Here is a 17,743-nt window from a genome sequence, read left to right on the forward strand (position 1 = left end):
TAGATTTTAGATTTTTAGACTGTTAGATTTTTCGAATCTTTATCTAAAAATCCAATCATCCAACAATCTAATAATCAACAAAATGAAATTACCCGTAATAAAGCAATTGACCCAATTTATCGAAGAAAACGATCAGGATTATATCATTGAAACGATTGAAGTTCTGGAAGCGATGACTGAAATTCCGTCTCTAAAAGATGAGGAGTTAGATGTAATTGGCGAATTGATATCCAACATGTATGGTGCGCTTGAAGTACACAAAATGGTAGTTCAGGGCACAGATAAAAAAGAAGCTTTGAATGCGTTCATGAAACGTGTTTTAGGTTCAATTGATAAATAAGAATACCACTATATTTTCAAAAGCAAACAAAAAACAAAGACAGAGGAAGCGTTTCTATATTTAGAGACGCTTTTTTATGCGCAATGTATTAAGTATTAAGATTTTTGTACAATTTTTTCTTCCGCAAAGTAAATCTAAAATCTCTACTCTAAAATCTAAAATTATTAGGGCGAGACAGCATTAGAAAAAGGGGCTACTTCACTTTGCGCTTATTCGCCCCTTTCCCTAATGCTGTCGGGCTATCCGTACTGCTTCGGCAGTTAACTCCTATCCCTCTCGCGGCGACCCGATTTCAGTTCAACTTTTATGCATAACGTAATCACCACAAACTTGTCATCCTGAGAAACGAAGGACCACACTCGAAACTCCGCACAGTATTTGCCAATCTTTGTCGATCTCCTAGTGTGATCCTTCCTTCGTCAGGATGACAAAAACCCCCCCAAAATCCGTGTCATCCGCGTGCCATTGTACTCCAATCAAATAATAAAATATAGGATTTCCCGTTACTCTTAAAACTCGCCTAATTGTGCTTACAACCCACAACAAATACTTTTAGATTCAAATATTAATCCTTACTTTTGAACCTCATAATTTAAACAAATATCATGGCTTCAATAACATTAGGAGGAAATCCTATTCATACTTCAGGAGAATTACCAACAGTTGGATCACAACTAGCTGATTTCAAATTAGTACAAAATGATTTATCAGTTGCTTCATTAAGTAATTTTGCTGGTAAAAAATTAGTTTTAAATATTTTCCCAAGTATCGATACAGGAACTTGTGCAACTTCTGTTAGAAAATTCAACGAAAGTGCAAGCAACTTAGAAAACACTACTGTACTTTGTATTTCAAGAGATTTACCATTTGCTCAAAAACGTTTTTGTGGCGCTGAAGGATTAGAAAATGTCGTAAACTTATCTGATTTCCAGGCTGGAGATTTTGGTAAAACAAACGGTTTAGAAATCGTTGACGGACCTTTAGCAGGTTTACATTCAAGAGCAATCATTGTTGTTGATGCTGACGGTAAAGTTTTACACACAGAACAAGTTGCTGAAATTGCAAACGAACCAAATTACGAAGCAGCTTTAGCAGCACTATAATATCCATTAAATGGCATTTCAAAAAGATAATACTTTTGTAACAGGTCGGTTAAAAAGCATGACATATGCTTTTAACGGAGCTGTTAAACTTATAAAAACAGAGCATAGCATTATGGTTCAGTTCTCATTGGGAATCATAATGACTATTGCTGGGTTTTATTTTCATATTTCACAAACCGAATGGCTTTGTCAAACATTGGCAATCGGTTTAGTTTTAGGTATTGAAGGATTGAATACGGCAGTTGAAAAAATTGCCGATTTTATTCATCCTGATTACAGCAAACGAATCGGATTTATTAAAGATATTGCAGCTGGTGCAGTATTTTTTGCTGCAATGACAGCGATAGCAATAGGCTTGATTATTTATTTACCCAAATTTATATAGGCAAGGAACGCAAGAATGGCAAAAACAACCAAAAAAGAAACTGTAAATAAAAAAAACGAACCAAACACCGAGAATAAAAGATCTTGGAAGATAACCAAACAACAAAAATTTGTTTTAGGCTGTCTTTTGGTACTCTTTTCTATTGCATTATTAGTGGCATTTATTTCATTTTATGTCAACGGACAATGGCAAACAGATCAAAGCGCGGTAAGCCATCTTGGCGATCGCTCTGAAGAAGTGCAAAACTGGCTCGGAAAATTCGGAGCTTTTCTTGCCGATCTGCTTGTATACAGAGGTTTCGGTCTTGCTTCTTTTATCTTAGTTCGTTTGTTTTTCTTAACCGGATTATTTCTGGCTTTAGAAATGTCAACCAAAAGACTAAAAAGCATTTGGTTCTGGGATTTATTTGCGATTATTATTGTTTCTGTCTTATTTGGTTTTTTCGCCACTTCAGCACCAGAATTAGGTGGAACTATTGGGTACGAACTGAATTTATTTTCACAAGATTATATCGGAAAAACAGGAACTTTACTGGCCTTGCTTTTTGGATTAATTGTGTATTTAATTTTCAAAATAAAACTATCGCCGGAGAAAATTCAATCTTATTTTGATTCAACCAAAAATGAATTCAAATCTGAACTGGATGCTCTAAAAACGCCGCAACAACCTGAAAGTGCTTACAATTTAGAAGAATTTGCTATTGAGGAAGAAGATCCTGAATTAGACAACATTCATTTAAAAACAGAAGACACGCAATTCGAAATCAACAAAGAGGCTTTAAAACCAACCATTTCAAATTCATCAGAAATTGATTTGAATCCGATTTTGAAACCTGTTCAAATGGATATCAAGCCTGCAACAGTAACTGCTCCGGTTCATACCGAAGAATTTGTTGTTGAAAAACCTGAAGAAGAAGATATCATCGAAGAAAACCTGGCTTCTCGCCTTGTTGCTGATTTTGGTTTATTCGACCCAACTTTAGATTTATCGAATTATAAATTCCCAACCATTGATTTATTAAAAGAATATTCGACGGGTGGAATTACAATCAATCAGGAAGAATTAGAAGAAAATAAAAACAAAATTGTAGACACACTTCGTAACTACAAAATTGAAATTGCACAGATTAAAGCAACGGTTGGTCCGTCGGTAACTTTATACGAAATTGTACCGGAAGCCGGAATCAGAATCTCTAAAATTAAGAGTTTAGAAGATGATATCGCATTGTCATTATCCGCTTTAGGAATTCGTATTATTGCGCCAATTCCTGGTAAAGGAACAATTGGTATTGAGGTTCCGAATAAGAACCCAACTATGGTTTCTATGAAAAGTGTTATTGGATCCGCTAAGTTTCAGGAAGCTGAAATGGAACTGCCAATCGCTCTGGGAAAAACCATTTCGAACGAAACTTTCGTTGTCGATTTAGCCAAAATGCCTCACCTTTTGATGGCGGGTGCTACCGGACAAGGAAAATCGGTTGGTTTGAATGCGGTTTTAACTTCGCTTTTATACAAAAAACATCCGGCCGAAGTAAAATTCGTTTTGGTGGATCCTAAAAAAGTAGAGTTAACTTTATTCAATAAAATCGAAAGACATTATTTAGCCAAACTTCCTGATACTGAAGATGCCATTATTACAGACAATGCCAAAGTAGTTAATACATTAAACTCCCTTTGTGTCGAAATGGACAATCGTTATTCCTTATTGAAGGACGCGATGGTTCGTAATATTAAAGAATACAACGAAAAGTTCAGAGCAAGAAAATTAAACCCCGAAGCCGGACACCGATTTTTACCATACATTATCCTGGTTGTCGATGAGTTTGCCGATTTGATTATGACGGCTGGTAAAGAAGTTGAGATTCCGATTGCGCGTTTGGCACAATTAGCCCGTGCTATTGGTATTCACCTAATTATCGCGACTCAGAGACCATCTGTTAACGTAATTACAGGTTTGATTAAAGCGAATTTCCCTGCGAGAATTGCTTTTAGAGTTACTTCAAAAATTGACTCGAGAACAATTTTAGATACACAAGGAGCTGATCAGTTAATTGGTCGTGGAGATTTATTGTACACAAACGGAAATGATGTCGTTCGTGTTCAGTGTGCTTTCATTGACACTCCTGAGGTTGAAAAAATTACAGATTTTATTGGTTCACAAAAAGCATATGCCACGGCTTATTTGCTTCCAGAGTTCGTTGGAGAAGAAACTGGCATCAATCTTGATATGGATATTTCCGAAAGAGATACTTTATTTAGAGAAGCTGCAGAGATTATTGTTAATGCACAACAAGGTTCCGCTTCATTACTGCAAAGAAAATTAAAATTGGGTTACAACAGAGCCGGTCGTTTGATCGATCAGCTGGAAGCAGCTGGAATTGTTGGTCCGTTTGAAGGCAGTAAGGCAAGAAGCGTAAACATTTCTGACTTAAGTGCTCTTGATCAATTTTTTAACAATGAACAAAATTAATCCCATCATGAAAACGAAAATTCAGGAAATCAACAACAATTCTATCACTAACATGACTAAAAAGTGTTTTCAAATGGCAATTTTATTGCTTTTGAGCTTTACTTCTATTCAGGCACAGGATAAAAAAGCCAAAGATTTATTGAACCAGGTAACAGCAAAAATAAAAAGCTACGATAATATTTCTATTGATTTTAAATACTCTTTAAATAACGCTAAAGAAAACATTAATCAGGACAGCAAAGGAAACGTGATCATGAAAGGCAATCAATATGTTTTGAATTTCATGGGTGTTACTAAAATATTTGACGGGCAAAAAAGCTACACTATCAATCCTGAAGACGAAGAAGTTACTATCTCTAAAGTTAATGAGAAAGATGACAATGCCATTACCCCTTCAAAAATGTTGACTTTTTTCAATTCCGGATACAAATATAATATGGACATCGTTCAAAATATTAAAGGAAGAAAAATTCAATACATCAAATTAGCGCCAACAAACACTAAGGATCAAAGAAAAGAGATTCTTTTAGGAATTGATGTACAAACAAAACACATCTATAATTTGATTGAAACTGGAAAAAATGGAACAAAAACCACTTTAACCGTTAATTCTTTTAAAACCAATCAGCCTTTATCAAAAAATCAATTTACCTTTGTAGCGAGCAAATATCCAAAATACTACATCAACAAATTAGATTAAACCAAGGTTGAAAATTTTAGACAAATACTTACTAAAAACATTTCTGATTACGTTTACTACGGTATTCGTAATCCTTTTTTTTATATTCATACTTCAAACCGTATGGCTTTTTATCTCTGAATTAGCAGGTAAAGACCTTGATTTGATATTGGTTGTAAAATTCCTTCTTTTCTCCATGCCGAGAATTATTCCGTTGGTTTTACCACTATCGGTTTTATTGGCCTCCATTATGACTTTCGGAAATTTGGCCGAGAATTATGAATTCGCAGCTATGAAATCTTCCGGAATATCACTGCAAAGAGCAATGCGTGTTTTAATCGCATTTATTTTTGTTTTGAGTATTGTAGCTTTTTGGTTCGCCAATAACGTGATTCCGTTCGCTGAATATAAGTTTGTTAATTTCCGAAAAAACATCGCTCAGGCAAAACCCGCCATGGCTATTGCTGAGGGTCAGTTTAACGATGTCGGAACTTACAACATTAAAGTAAATAAAAAATCGGGAGAAAACGGCAATATCTTAACCGGAGTTACGATTCACGAAAAAGCTACTAACGTTGGCGAAAATAAAACGGTAATTAAAGCTAAAAACGGTAAATTAATCAGTAATGAGAAATCCAGTATTTTAAAACTCGTTTTAAATGACGGATATTATTATCAGGATGTCACACCAAAAAAATATGAGGATCGTGCTAAATTGCCATTTGTAAAAGCCTCTTTCAAAAAACAAATCATTAATATTGATTTATCTGAACTTAATAAGGTTGATGATAATCAGGAAATCAGCAGTACTAACGGAATGCTGAACGTAAACGAACTTCGTTATACATTAGACTCTTTAAATAAAAATTTGGATAATGAAATCTTATCCTTTTCAGAAAATATAAATCAGCGTGTTGGATTTAAAAAACAACCTCCGGTAGTAATCAAAAACCTTAAAAAGAAAAAATCTTTACCTAACAATCTTTTATCTCTTTATGATAATAAACAAAAGCTGGACATACTTAAAATGGCAACCAGCAACGTTACCAGTAACATTTATTCCATAGAAGCTACTCAAAAAGAATTAAAAGACAAACAAAGAGATATCAACAAACACTTAACTGCTTTATACGAAAAGTTTGTGATTGCTTTTGCCTGCTTTTTAATGTTTTTCATTGGTGCTCCATTAGGTGCCATCATTCGTAAAGGCGGACTGGGCTTACCTATTGTCTTTGCGGTATTAATTTTTATTACTTTTCATTTCATCAATACTTTTGGAAAAAGACTTTCGCAGGAAGGCGGAATGACTCCGTTTATGGGATCATGGATGTCCTCCTTTATATTACTTCCATTAGCAGTATTATTAACGTATCGTGCTACAAACGACAACGGATTAATAAACTTTGATGCAATTACAACTCCGATTTCACAACTATTTCAAAAAATTTCTGAGCGGTTTACTCCTGCTCAAAAACAATAATAATTATGTCAACAAAAATACAACTGAATACCATTGAAGAAGCTATAGAAGATATTCGTCAAGGTAAAGTAATCATTGTAGTCGATGATGAAGATCGCGAAAACGAAGGTGATTTTTTGGCTGCAGCCGAAAAAGTAACTCCGGAAATGATCAATTTTATGGCTACTCACGGACGCGGATTAATCTGTACACCACTTACTGAAAGCCGTTGTAAGGAACTTGATTTACGCGCTATGGTGAGCAATAACACCGATCATATGGAAACCGCTTTTACTGTTTCTGTAGATTTAAAAGGCCATGGTGTTACAACAGGAATCTCAGCAGCTGACCGATCTAAAACAGTACAGGCTTTAGTTGATGGCAATACAAAACCACATGATTTAGCACGCCCAGGACACATTTTCCCTTTAATCGCAAAACAAGGTGGTGTTTTAAGAAGAACTGGTCATACAGAAGCTGCAATTGATTTCGCGAGATTAGCAGGATTTAAATCTGCCGGTGTAATCTGCGAAATTTTAAATGAAGACGGAACTATGTCTCGTTTACCTGAATTGGTAAAAGTGGCGAAGAAATTCAATTTAAAATTAGTTTCAATTGAAGACTTAGTTGCCTACAGAATGCAGCACGATAGTTTGATTGTTAAAAAAGAAGATTTTGATATCGAAACCCGTTTTGGAACTTTCAGATTAAGAGCTTACGAGCAAACTACCAATAAACAAATTCATATTGCTTTAACCAAAGGAACGTGGAATCTTGGAGAGCCAATCTTAACCAGAATTCACTCTTCTCAGGTAAATAATGATTTATTAGGAACTCTAACCAACAATGCCGAACAGCAATTGGACGGTATGTTTAAAGTTATTAATGAAAATGGAAAAGGTGCTGTAGTTTTTATCAATCAGGATATGCAGGCAGTAAATCTATTAAGTCGTATCTCTGAGCTTAAATCATTACAGTCAGAAGGAACAATGAAAGCTCCAAAAGTAATTATTGACAGTAAAGACTACGGAATTGGTGCTCAAATCTTACATGATATCGATATTTCAAAAATTAGGTTAGTTTCGAATACAGAACAAACAAAGCGTGTCGGAATGATCGGCTACGGGCTTGAAATAACTGAATATGTAAACTACTAATATGGGTACATTAGAAGAGCGAATTTCAAAATCCGAAACTCATATATTTAAAGCAGTTTTTCCAAGCACAACGAATCATTATGATACCTTATTTGGAGGGACTGCGCTTCATTTAATGGATGAAGTCGCTTTTATTTGTGCTACAAGATTCAGCCGAAAGAAAGTGGTAACCATTTCTACAGGCCAAATTGATTTTAAAAAAGCAATTCCGGCTGGAACTTTAATAGAATTAGTTGCAAAAGTGATTAGCGTTGGAAGAACAAGTTGTAAAATTCACGTTGATATTTTCATGGAACAAATGTATTCAGAACTTCGCGAAACCGTAGTTTCGGGAACTTTTTCGTTTGTTGCAGTCGATGAAAACAAGAAACCAATGCCTATTTTGGATTAATTATATTATTTAACACAAAAATATCCTTTTAGTAAATACTGATTATTAGACACTTGAAAATTAAGTTAAAAAAATCAAGGAAAAAGTTTTTATAATCGGAAAAGCGCACTATATTTGCACTCGCAATCAGCAAATGATGGCGACATACTGGAGAAATGGCAGAGCGGTCGAATGCGGCAGTCTTGAAAACTGTTGACTGTAACAGGTCCGGGGGTTCGAATCCCTCTTTCTCCGCTTAACTTGAAACCCTTAACTTTTGTTAAGGGTTTCTTTTTTTTACTATATTATTTTCTTTGTAAAATAGTTCCAAAAAAATTTTCACAATCGAAAAAACCCCTTATATTTGCACTCGCAATCAGCCAATGATAGCGACATACTGGAGAAATGGCAGAGCGGTCGAATGCGGCAGTCTTGAAAACTGTTGACTGTAACAGGTCCGGGGGTTCGAATCCCTCTTTCTCCGCTGAAGGCTAAAAAAAGAGACTTTTCAAAGTTTTCAAAAAAGGCCAAAAAGAGCGGTAAACCCTGCAAATCAAACGATTTTCAGGGTTTTTTCTTTTATACCGCTTTTCAATATTTATAAAATCGAACAAAATTTTCGTGCCAGAATTGTGGCACATGGCGTTATTGACAACTATAAATCAAGTAAAATCAATACCTATCGAATTTAGATTCGAATGTGTATTAAACGTAGTCATTTCAATATTTTTTAAAATAAACCTCTTACAGTTAGTTTACTTATTTTCTATTTAAAAAATCATTGGAAAAAGATTATTTAATGCCTTTTAGTTTGATCGTAAAATTGCTGCTATCTAAAGTCCTACTAAACGTAGCTTTTTGATTTTCCGGTGAAAGTGCACTTAGCGCAGGCATTTCCATAAACTTTTCACGATGAAGCGCCTAGCAGTAGTTGCGTAGATTGTCGTTCAGCACATCCTGCAAATAACAGGATGCTGACGATAGTCACACGAGACAGTGTATAATTATTTTACTTTTCACTACTTCAGCTTTTTTCGCAACCAAGCTCTTACCGGTTCGTCGTACAACTTCAAACTTGCATAAGCTAAAACGATGGCTCCTGAAAATGTGAGCAGCGCATAAGGCCAAGTCTGTGCTAATGTAATGCCCTTGTGATTGCTTACCCATGCCACATAAAAATAGACCAACACATAATGAGTCATATAAAGTGGATAGGAGATGTTGCCCAGGAATTTACAAATTTTATCTTCCATTTGGTCATGCACTACACCGCTAGCACCAATATATACAATTAGGGGAAACACAATGATAATACAAAAAGCTTCGTACAAACCATTCATCCAAAGATGTTCTGCACCACCAATTCTTGGCATAAACAACACCACCGCAACCAGTAGGCTACACCATAAAAAAGCTTTTTTTATATAAGTTGGCCGTGCAATTCGCAATAAAAGCAAACCAGCAAAAAATGGAAATATTGTACGCGTGATCCCCACGCGCATATGTACAGCATTCAGCGTCCAGCCACCTGTCACATCTCCGTTAGGGTTGGTAACAGCAAAATGCAAAAGCACTGCACCAGCCACTACTACAAAACAAGTTAATCCTTTATTAGATAATTTCCTTATTCCAAGTACATAAAGAATATTGGCGATGTACTCGAAAAATAACGACCAGCCAACACTATTGAGCGGGTGCATTTCTTCCCAACCACGTATATCCATAGAAAGTGGTATGGGCAAAATCGTATAACCTATTAGCATCACCACAATCAACTTCCATACAGGAACTGTATGAATAAGCGGCCATATGGTGGAGTCGGTAAAGTAAAAACCGATGGCGCCAAGCGTCATGCCTAATACTACAAGTGGCTGTAAGCGCTCGAACCGGCGCCTAAGAAAACTGCCGATAGTTAATTTGCTCCATCTGTCGTCATACGCATAACCAATTACATAACCAGAAAGCAGGAAGAAAAAATCAACTGCCAGATAACCATGGTTTACAACATTGTCAAAGTGGCCGCTGGCAAGCGGCTCAGCCAGATGAAAAAATACCACGATAATAGCTGCTACGCCCCGAAGTCCATCTAAAATTTGATAATGCGGCTTTGTGGAAAGTTTATTATCGTCCATTATTTTAATTTATTATATTCAGGTCTTGCTGTTTTTAAATTTTCTTCATACTCTGTTCAACTTTGAAAGGAATATCTTTATATGGAATCACAATTTTAGATTGATAAAATAATTTGAAGAAAAACAAGTTTATTTTTATTTTTCGTTTGAAAGTGAATATGGAAAATCTTTTTTTTCTGTTCCTCGATTTTTATTTGCTGTATTACTCATTTCAAAATCAATTGTAGCACCTTTTAATAATTCTGAATGGCTTAACCAGTTATTGGTATCTGCTTTTCCATTGAATTTCATGCTTTTGATATATTTATTTTCAGCATTATTTTGAGGTGCATTGATAGAAACTTCTTTTCCGTTTTGCAATTTTAATTTCACAGTTTTGAATAATGGCGAACCAATAACGTATTGATCACTTGCAGGAGTTACAGGATAAAACCCAATTGCAGAGAATACATACCAAGCAGAAGTTTGTCCGTTATCCTCATCTCCACAATAACCATCCGGAGTTGGCTTGTACATTCTGTTCATTGTTTCTCTTACCCAATATTGCGTTTTCCAAGGTTCTCCGGCATAATCGTATAAATACGTCATGTGCTGAATAGGCTGATTTCCATGTGCATACTGTCCCATGTTGGCAATTTGCATTTCTCTGATTTCGTGAATCACGCTTCCGTAATAACTTTCGTCAAAAACTGGCGCTAACGCAAATACTTTATCTAATTGATTTACAAAAACATCCTTACCGCCCATAAGATCAATCAAACCTTGCATGTCATGAAAAACAGACCATGAATAATGCCAGCTGTTTCCTTCTGTAAAAGCATCTCCCCATTTAAAAGGACTAAAAGGTGTCTGAAATTTTCCATCTTTATTCTTCCCTCTCATTAAGTTATTTTCTGGGTCAAAAAGATTTTTATAATTTAAACTGCGTTTTTTGTATAAATCGGTTTCTGCTTTTGGCTTATTTAAGGCTAATCCTAATTTATAAATAGCAAAATCATCATACGCGTATTCTAATGTTCTGGCAGCATTTTCATTGATGCCAGCATCATAAGGGACATATCCTAAAGAATTATAATAATCAACTCCTGAGCGCCCAATAGACCCGAATGGTCCTGCATTATTAGCACCATGAATCAAAGCTTTATATAAGTTTTCTATTTCCTTATTGTTTTTAGTTTCGCTTTTTAAATAAGCTTCTGCCACAATTGATGCCGAATTATTTCCTACCATACAATCTCTTAAACCCGGACTTGCCCATTCAGGAAGCCAGCCACTTTCGTTATATGCATTTGATAAACCTTCCTGCATTTGCTGATTTAATTCGGGATACATTAAGTTTAAGAAGGGATATAATGCTCTAAAAGTATCCCAGAAACCAGTGTCGGTAAACATATATCCCGGCAAAACTTTTCCGTTATAAGGACTATAATGAACTGCTTTTCCTTTGGCGTCAAATTCATAAAATTTTCTTGGAAATAGAAGCGAACGATACAAGCTTGAATAAAAAGTCGTGAATTGTCCTGCTGTTCCTCCACCTACTTTGATTCGGCTTAATTCAGTATTCCATACATTTCTGCCTTTTTCTTTTACTTGATCAAAATTATCTTTACCAAGTTCATTAAGGTTTCTTTCAGCTTGTTCATAACTGATAAATGAGGACGCTACTTTTGCATTTACTTTTTCTCCTTTAGATGTTTTAAATCCAATTACTGCTCCTGAATGATCAGCCTGAGTTTCTATAACATCCAAAAGTTTATCTCCGTCAAAAGTTTTTGTAACTGTAAAACCTTTATCAAAAACAATTACAAAATAGTTCTTGAAATTTTCAGGAACACCACCACTGTTTTTAGTGGTGTAACCAATAATTTTATTTTCGCTAGGAATTATTTTCACGTATGAACCTTTATCAAAAGCATCAACTACAATATAGGCATCATTTGTCTCAGGGAAAGTAAATCTAAATCTTGCAGCCCTTTCTGTTGGAGCTATTTCAGTAGTTACATCATGATCGGCTAAATAAACACTGTAATAATAAGGCGTCACAGTTTCTGATTTATGTGAAAACCAGCTTTCTCTTTCCGCTTCTTTAAAACGTAATTTACCCGTAACAGGCATAATCGAGAATTGTCCGTAGTCATTAATCCATGGTGATGGCTGATGCGTTTCTTTGAATCCTTTTATTTTTTTAGCGGAATAAGTATATGCCCACCCGTCTCCCATTTTTCCGGTTTGCGGTGTCCAGAAATTCATGGCCCAAGGCATAGCAATTGCAGGATATGTATTCCCGTTAGAAAGTGTATGATCGGAATCACTGCCAATTAAAGGATTCACCCAGTCAATAGGGTTTTCAATATTGTTTATGATGCCTTCTTGTGCCGATAAGCATTGAAAGACCAAAAAAAATGCAATTGAATTAATAAAGAAATTTTTCATAAATTATTTTTTGATAAAAAAATTAAGAACTCTTTTGTCTCACAAATAGCTCTTAAAGTGGATAATTAGTATTTTAAATTAGATATGATTTTATATTGATGTAAATAAATCCAAGTAAACAAACTAAAACGTTTAGTGCTGCCATAATAATTTTGACTTTCCATTCTCATAAAAAACAATAATTAAAAATTTAAATAAATTACGGCTGCATAGCACCATTTTTAAAAATAATGCGGTCTCCACCATAACCTCAAACCTATCGAACCGCTTTTTAAAGCTCTATCTGTTGTTTCTAATTTTGGATTAATCATGTCATCAGCAAAAATCTGCATTTTTGATATTTTTAAAGTAACGGGCAAATGATAGGCAACAGCTTTTTTAATTCTGACAGTTGCATCAAAAGTCAGGTTAGAACAATCAGTAGCCATTACAACTCATTTTTATTTTAAATTCCTGTGGAATGCCCTTAATATTTTCCATTTTGCTGTTGCCAGCTTCCAACTAGTTTAACCCAATTATTCATACCATTTGTTACAAAATCGTTTTTAAAAATAACTGGTTTCTGAACTTTTGGTTTTCCAATAACCAGAAAAATAAGTCAATCGGATTCTTCCGGAAACAAACGGAACCAAAGTTATGTATTCATCGGATTCCGTTCTAATTACTTAAGCAAATGTGCTTTTACACCTTCATTTGTTATGGTAACCGGCTTTATAAAACCGTTCTCGTCAAAATGCATTTCTTCAATACAAGTTTCTCTAGAATCCCGTTTGTTTTCTGTAATGGGTCTTCTATGATAAACAATGTAATACTTTTCAGAATTTGGTGTTTTTATAACTGAATGATGACCTGCTCCAGTAGCAATTTTTGGATCTTGTTGTAAAATTTTTCCAATTCGTTTGAAAGGTCCCATCGGAGAATCTGCAATTCCATATGCTACGCAATAGTCGGGTCCGGTCCAGCCTCCTTCAGACCACATAAAATAATATTTGCCATTTCTGATAAACATAAAAGGGCCTTCAACATAATTTTCGGGAGTAATTTCCTTGAATACTGTTTGATCTTTAAAAGGAATAAAACCTGTAAAATCCGGTTTTAATTTTGCTATATTACAATGTCTCCAACCACCATAAATTAAGTAGTATTCTCCATTTTTATCTTTAAAAACAAATTGATCGATGGGTTGTGCTCCATTATGAAATTTATCCACTAATGGTTTTCCTAAATAATCTTTGTACGGGCCTTCAGGTTTTGATGCGATAGCAACACCAATTCCGCCAACTTGATTGTCATTCTGAATATCATTTGCTCCAAAAAACAAGAAATATTTGTTTTTATTTTTGACAATTGAGGGCGCCCACATCGCTATTTTAGCCCATTTTACAGCTGTAGTATCTAAAATTTTGGCATGTTTTGTCCAATGTACTAAATCGGGAGAAGAAAAGGCATCAAAAAAAACCTGATCTTCATAAGGAGCAGAAAAAGTGGGATACACCCAATAGGTTTTATCAAAAACAATTGCTTCAGGATCGGCATACCAACCTTTAAAAATAGGGTTATTATTTTTTTGCTGATCTGAAATAATATTTTGAGCAATGGTTTTTGAGCAGAAAATAATAGATAGACATATTAAAAATCGTTTCATGTTTTTATTTTTTTGAAATTAAAGGCAAAACAGACATATTAAAACACTTTCTTAAGGTCTTGTTTCGGCTAATGTAATTATTAAGAAATTTTGCTTATCAAACTGAGTAATTCCCTAAAAACCAAATGGTTTAATCTCAGATTATTTGCATAATTTGCTCTTCTTGAGTATAATTTCATGATTATACATCTTTCTTTATCTTCTTAAAAATTAGGGAGCTGTTCTTTTATTTTATTCCAAAAAACTTCATTAAACATGTAGCTTGAACCAATAATGCTTGATTCCTCTGTGTTTTCAAGAATTATTACTGAAAGCTCCACACCGTTTTCTTTCCATTTCTGAAGTACTTTTGGTAAAAAGAGTTCGCTGCATTTGGCTATATTACCACCTATAACTAATGAATCAGCTTTAAATTCTAAAATATAAGGCAGCAGAAATTCACTGAGATTTGCAGCGAATTCATCAAATATTTTAGTAGAATATTCATTTTTGATACTGGCAATCTCTTTTACCCCATCAGAACTTTTTTTACCGCTGTACTCTTCATATTTTCTCAAAAACCATCTTGTCGAAAAGTAATCATCAGCAATATTACTTTTAAAAGGTTTATCCCAAAGACAGCCGTTTTGCGGAACATCATCGCCGTTTATTACTGGAATAATATCATTCAGAAATGAAGCTCCAAAACCTGTTCCAAGAGTAATAGCAATTACTTTTTGATCTACTCCGCCATCTTTTTGATGCAAGGCACTTCCAATCCCAAACGAAGTAGCATCGTTTAAAAAACGAAAGGCAACATTTTCATTGTTTAGATAACGTGCTAATTCCAAAGGGATATTTACATTATAAAGCGATTCGTATTTGTCATTGCCTTCAAACATAGCAATTCCAGTTTCATAATGAAATGGTCCAGGCATAGAAAAAGCAATTCCAACTGTGGTATCAACATCAATTTCGGCTAGAGTTTTATTAATGATTTCTGCCCATTTTTGTAAAATTATTTCTTTAGATGCTTTACTGTCAACAAATCCTCTAAAATAACTTTTGTTAACTATTTCCAGATTTTCCTGATTTACTGCCGCACTGCTTATATGACTTCCGCCTATATCGACTCCTATTATTATTGGCATTTTTAAATTATTTATATTTTAAATATTTTGGCTACATTTTTTAGTTAATTCAAGCTGTATTTTTTTTCAAAATCCACATTTCTTAAATCTATATTTTTTAGGGTATTCCAACTGGCAAATTGAATTAAATAATCTTTTAAATTTATTTTTTTGTTAGCGAAAATGGGCGATCTGAATCTTTTATCCCTCTTTTTTCGTTTGGTGTGTTTTTCATCTCCAGCTTAAAAACGCCCCCATTGACTAAATCTCCGTACGTCAAAAAGTTTTGTGTATATTCTTTTCCGTTCAACGTAGCCGACTGAATATAAACATTGTTTTTGTCGTTGTTCTTCGCTTCAATTACAAACTTTTTACCGTTTTCTAAATTGATGGTTGTCTTTGCAAAAACCGGACTTCCCAAAACATATTGATCTGTTCCTGGGCAAACGCTGTAAAAACCAAGTGCGCTTAAAACATACCAAGAAGAAGTTTGACCCTGATCTTCATCACCTGGATAACCATTTTCTGTCGAGTTGTATAATTTTTCCATGACATCACGTACATGATATTGCGCTTTCCAAGGTTGTCCAGCATAATCGTACATGTAAATCATGTGCTGAATTGGCTGATTCCCGTGAGCGTATTGTCCCATATTCCCTACTTCCATTTCTGTCATTTCGTGAATTTTTCCACCATAAGTTCCAACATTTACCGTATTTGGACTTGAAAAAACAGCATCTAATTTTTTAGTAAAATTATCTTCTCCACCCAATAAATTGATCAAACCTTGTGGGTCCTGAAAAACAGACCATAGATAATGCCAAGCGTTTCCTTCTGTAAATGGACCTCCCCATTCGTAAGGATCAAAATTTGTTTTCCAGTCGCCATTGATATTTCGTCCTTCCATGAAACCATCTTTGGCATTGTACACATTCTTGTAATTGTACATTTGTCTCGAAAAAACGTCCTGATAAAATTGATTATCGGTCATTTTTGCCAATTGATATCCACAGAAATCATCATATGCATATTCTAATGTTTTGGCGGTAGCTTCTCCATATTCAGGATAAGGCACATAGCCCAAAGTAAAATATTCTTTCCAGCCATGTCTTCCGTTTGATGGACCTTGCGGACCTTTATTAGTTGCTTCGTGATAATATGCTTTTAATGCTTTTTTAGGATCAAAAGTTCTAAAACCTTTTGCCCAGGCATCTGTCAAAAGTGAAATTCCATGATTTCCAATCATACTTCCGGCTTCTGCAGGAAATGACCATGAAGGCAGCCATCCCATTTGATCGTAGGCATCAACCAAAGCACCAACATAACGGCCGTGCATTTGCGGAGACAATAATGCGTTTAAAGGAAATTGTGCTCTAAAAGTATCCCAAAAACCAGTGTCTGTGTACATGTATCCGTCATGTACTTTTACATCATAAGGGCTGAAATAAATTGGGCTTCCATCTTTCTTTTCTTCATAAAATTTTCTTGAAAAAAGACTTGCTCTGAACAAACAAGAGTAAAATGTTTTCATCTGCTCTTCAGTACCACCTTCAACCACCACTTTTCCTAATTGTTTGTTCCAGACTTTTCTGGCAGCTTCTTTTGTATCTTCTAACTTTTTGAAGTTTCCTAATTCTTTATCTAAAGTAAGTTGAGCTTGTTCATCACTTATATAAGAAGAGGCAATTTTAACGTTGACCGTTTCTCCAGCTTTAAATTCAAGGTATGCTCCTACACCTTTACCTTCAGCAGAAAGTTTATTGTCCCATTTTTCGTTATTTCTGTTTTCCCAGGTTCCCTGAGTTTTAAAAGGTTTATCAAATTGAATTACAAAATAGTTTTTCAATTCTTTTACCTGATCAAAACCTTTTCCGTTTTGAACAAAACCGGTTATTCTTTTGTTTTTGATATCGATTTTTACACCACTCATTCCGGTATATCCATCCAATACTATAAAGGAAGATTGATTTTTTGGGAACGAAAAACGCATGTGAACACCTCTTTCTGTTGGAGACATTTCAGTTGTTATGTTGTTTTCAAACTGCACTTTATAATAGTGTGGTTTTGCAATTTCATTAGCATGACTGAATTTTGCCTGTCTTTTATCTTCGTTTAATTCTAATGTTCCCGTTACTGGCATTAAAGAAAATACAGCATAATCATTTGACCATGAACTACATTGGTGTGCTTGTTGAAAACCTCTTATTGTTTCCTTAAAATATTGATACTTCCAGCCGTCGCCATTATTTCCTGTTTGAGGAGACCAGGTATTCATTCCAAAAGGCAAGGCAGTTGTTGGATAGGTGTTTCCTTTTGTCAGTTCATGTTTTGAATTTGTTCCCTGTAATGTGTTGACATACTCCACCAAATCGGCATTTGTGCCTGGTGCCTGAGCATGACTGAAAAATTGCGCAAAAAGAAAAAAGATTAGATACTTATTATACTTCATGATTTTTGTTTTA

14 protein-coding genes and 2 tRNA genes are annotated in these 17,743 nt (G+C 34.8%); 10 read left to right on the forward strand and 6 right to left on the reverse strand.

The window, feature by feature from the left end; translation table 11 throughout:
- The first annotated feature begins 82 nt into the window (after positions 1–82).
- The 10 genes from IRZ99_RS13460 to IRZ99_RS13505 all read left to right on the forward strand — a co-directional run bounded on the left by IRZ99_RS13460 (position 83) and on the right by IRZ99_RS13505 (position 8,446).
- Positions 83–340, forward strand: coding sequence for a hypothetical protein (locus IRZ99_RS13460; protein ID WP_017495510.1), 258 nt, complete (start codon positions 83–85; stop codon positions 338–340).
- A gap of 605 nt (positions 341–945) precedes the next feature.
- On the forward strand, positions 946–1,443 hold the full coding sequence (gene tpx, locus IRZ99_RS13465) for a thiol peroxidase (RefSeq protein WP_026985956.1): 498 nt from the start codon (positions 946–948) through the stop codon (positions 1,441–1,443).
- Between the two features lie 10 nt (positions 1,444–1,453).
- A complete protein-coding gene (locus IRZ99_RS13470; RefSeq protein ID WP_194657757.1) occupies positions 1,454–1,828 on the forward strand; it encodes a diacylglycerol kinase family protein in 375 nt (124 codons plus the stop codon).
- Positions 1,829–1,843: 15 nt separating this feature from the next.
- Positions 1,844–4,297, forward strand: a complete 2,454-nt coding sequence (locus IRZ99_RS13475; RefSeq protein WP_194657758.1) for a DNA translocase FtsK — start codon at positions 1,844–1,846, stop codon at positions 4,295–4,297.
- A gap of 7 nt (positions 4,298–4,304) precedes the next feature.
- Positions 4,305–4,997, forward strand: coding sequence for an outer membrane lipoprotein carrier protein LolA (locus IRZ99_RS13480; RefSeq protein WP_228519085.1), 693 nt, complete (start codon positions 4,305–4,307; stop codon positions 4,995–4,997).
- Positions 4,998–5,004: 7 nt separating this feature from the next.
- Entirely contained in the window at positions 5,005–6,456 is a 1,452-nt protein-coding gene (locus tag IRZ99_RS13485) for an LptF/LptG family permease (protein WP_194657759.1), read from the forward strand.
- Between the two features lie 5 nt (positions 6,457–6,461).
- Complete coding sequence (ribB, locus tag IRZ99_RS13490; protein WP_194657760.1) at positions 6,462–7,592, forward strand: 3,4-dihydroxy-2-butanone-4-phosphate synthase; 1,131 nt, start codon at positions 6,462–6,464, stop codon at positions 7,590–7,592.
- Between the two features lies 1 nt (position 7,593).
- A complete protein-coding gene (locus tag IRZ99_RS13495; RefSeq protein WP_072975970.1) occupies positions 7,594–7,983 on the forward strand; it encodes an acyl-CoA thioesterase in 390 nt (129 codons plus the stop codon).
- A 149-nt stretch (positions 7,984–8,132) separates the two neighbouring features.
- A tRNA-Ser gene (locus IRZ99_RS13500) sits at positions 8,133–8,217 on the forward strand.
- Between the two features lie 144 nt (positions 8,218–8,361).
- Positions 8,362–8,446, forward strand: a tRNA-Ser gene (locus IRZ99_RS13505).
- A 535-nt stretch (positions 8,447–8,981) separates the two neighbouring features.
- On the opposite strand, the gene IRZ99_RS13510 is transcribed toward IRZ99_RS13505, so the two are convergent.
- The 6 genes from IRZ99_RS13510 to IRZ99_RS13535 all read right to left on the reverse strand — a co-directional run bounded on the left by IRZ99_RS13510 (position 8,982) and on the right by IRZ99_RS13535 (position 17,730).
- Positions 8,982–10,094: an acyltransferase gene (locus tag IRZ99_RS13510; RefSeq protein ID WP_194657761.1), complete on the reverse strand. Its 1,113-nt coding sequence runs from the start codon at positions 10,092–10,094 to the stop codon at positions 8,982–8,984.
- A gap of 135 nt (positions 10,095–10,229) precedes the next feature.
- Complete coding sequence (locus IRZ99_RS13515; RefSeq protein WP_194657762.1) at positions 10,230–12,527, reverse strand: GH92 family glycosyl hydrolase; 2,298 nt, start codon at positions 12,525–12,527, stop codon at positions 10,230–10,232.
- 221 nt (positions 12,528–12,748) lie between these two features.
- Positions 12,749–12,955, reverse strand: a complete 207-nt coding sequence (locus tag IRZ99_RS13520; protein WP_194657763.1) for a hypothetical protein — start codon at positions 12,953–12,955, stop codon at positions 12,749–12,751.
- A gap of 233 nt (positions 12,956–13,188) precedes the next feature.
- The gene (locus IRZ99_RS13525) at positions 13,189–14,172 is read right to left on the reverse strand and encodes a glycoside hydrolase family 43 protein (protein ID WP_194657764.1); all 984 of its coding nucleotides are present in this window, start codon (positions 14,170–14,172) and stop codon (positions 13,189–13,191) included.
- A 203-nt stretch (positions 14,173–14,375) separates the two neighbouring features.
- Positions 14,376–15,302: an ROK family protein gene (locus tag IRZ99_RS13530; RefSeq protein WP_194657765.1), complete on the reverse strand. Its 927-nt coding sequence runs from the start codon at positions 15,300–15,302 to the stop codon at positions 14,376–14,378.
- A 142-nt stretch (positions 15,303–15,444) separates the two neighbouring features.
- Positions 15,445–17,730: a GH92 family glycosyl hydrolase gene (locus tag IRZ99_RS13535; protein ID WP_194657766.1), complete on the reverse strand. Its 2,286-nt coding sequence runs from the start codon at positions 17,728–17,730 to the stop codon at positions 15,445–15,447.
- Positions 17,731–17,743 lie beyond the last annotated feature (13 nt).

Origin of the sequence: Flavobacterium sp. LC2016-12, from assembly GCF_015351595.1 — a bacterium.
In the GTDB taxonomy this organism is placed as follows: Bacteria; Bacteroidota; Bacteroidia; order Flavobacteriales; family Flavobacteriaceae; genus Flavobacterium.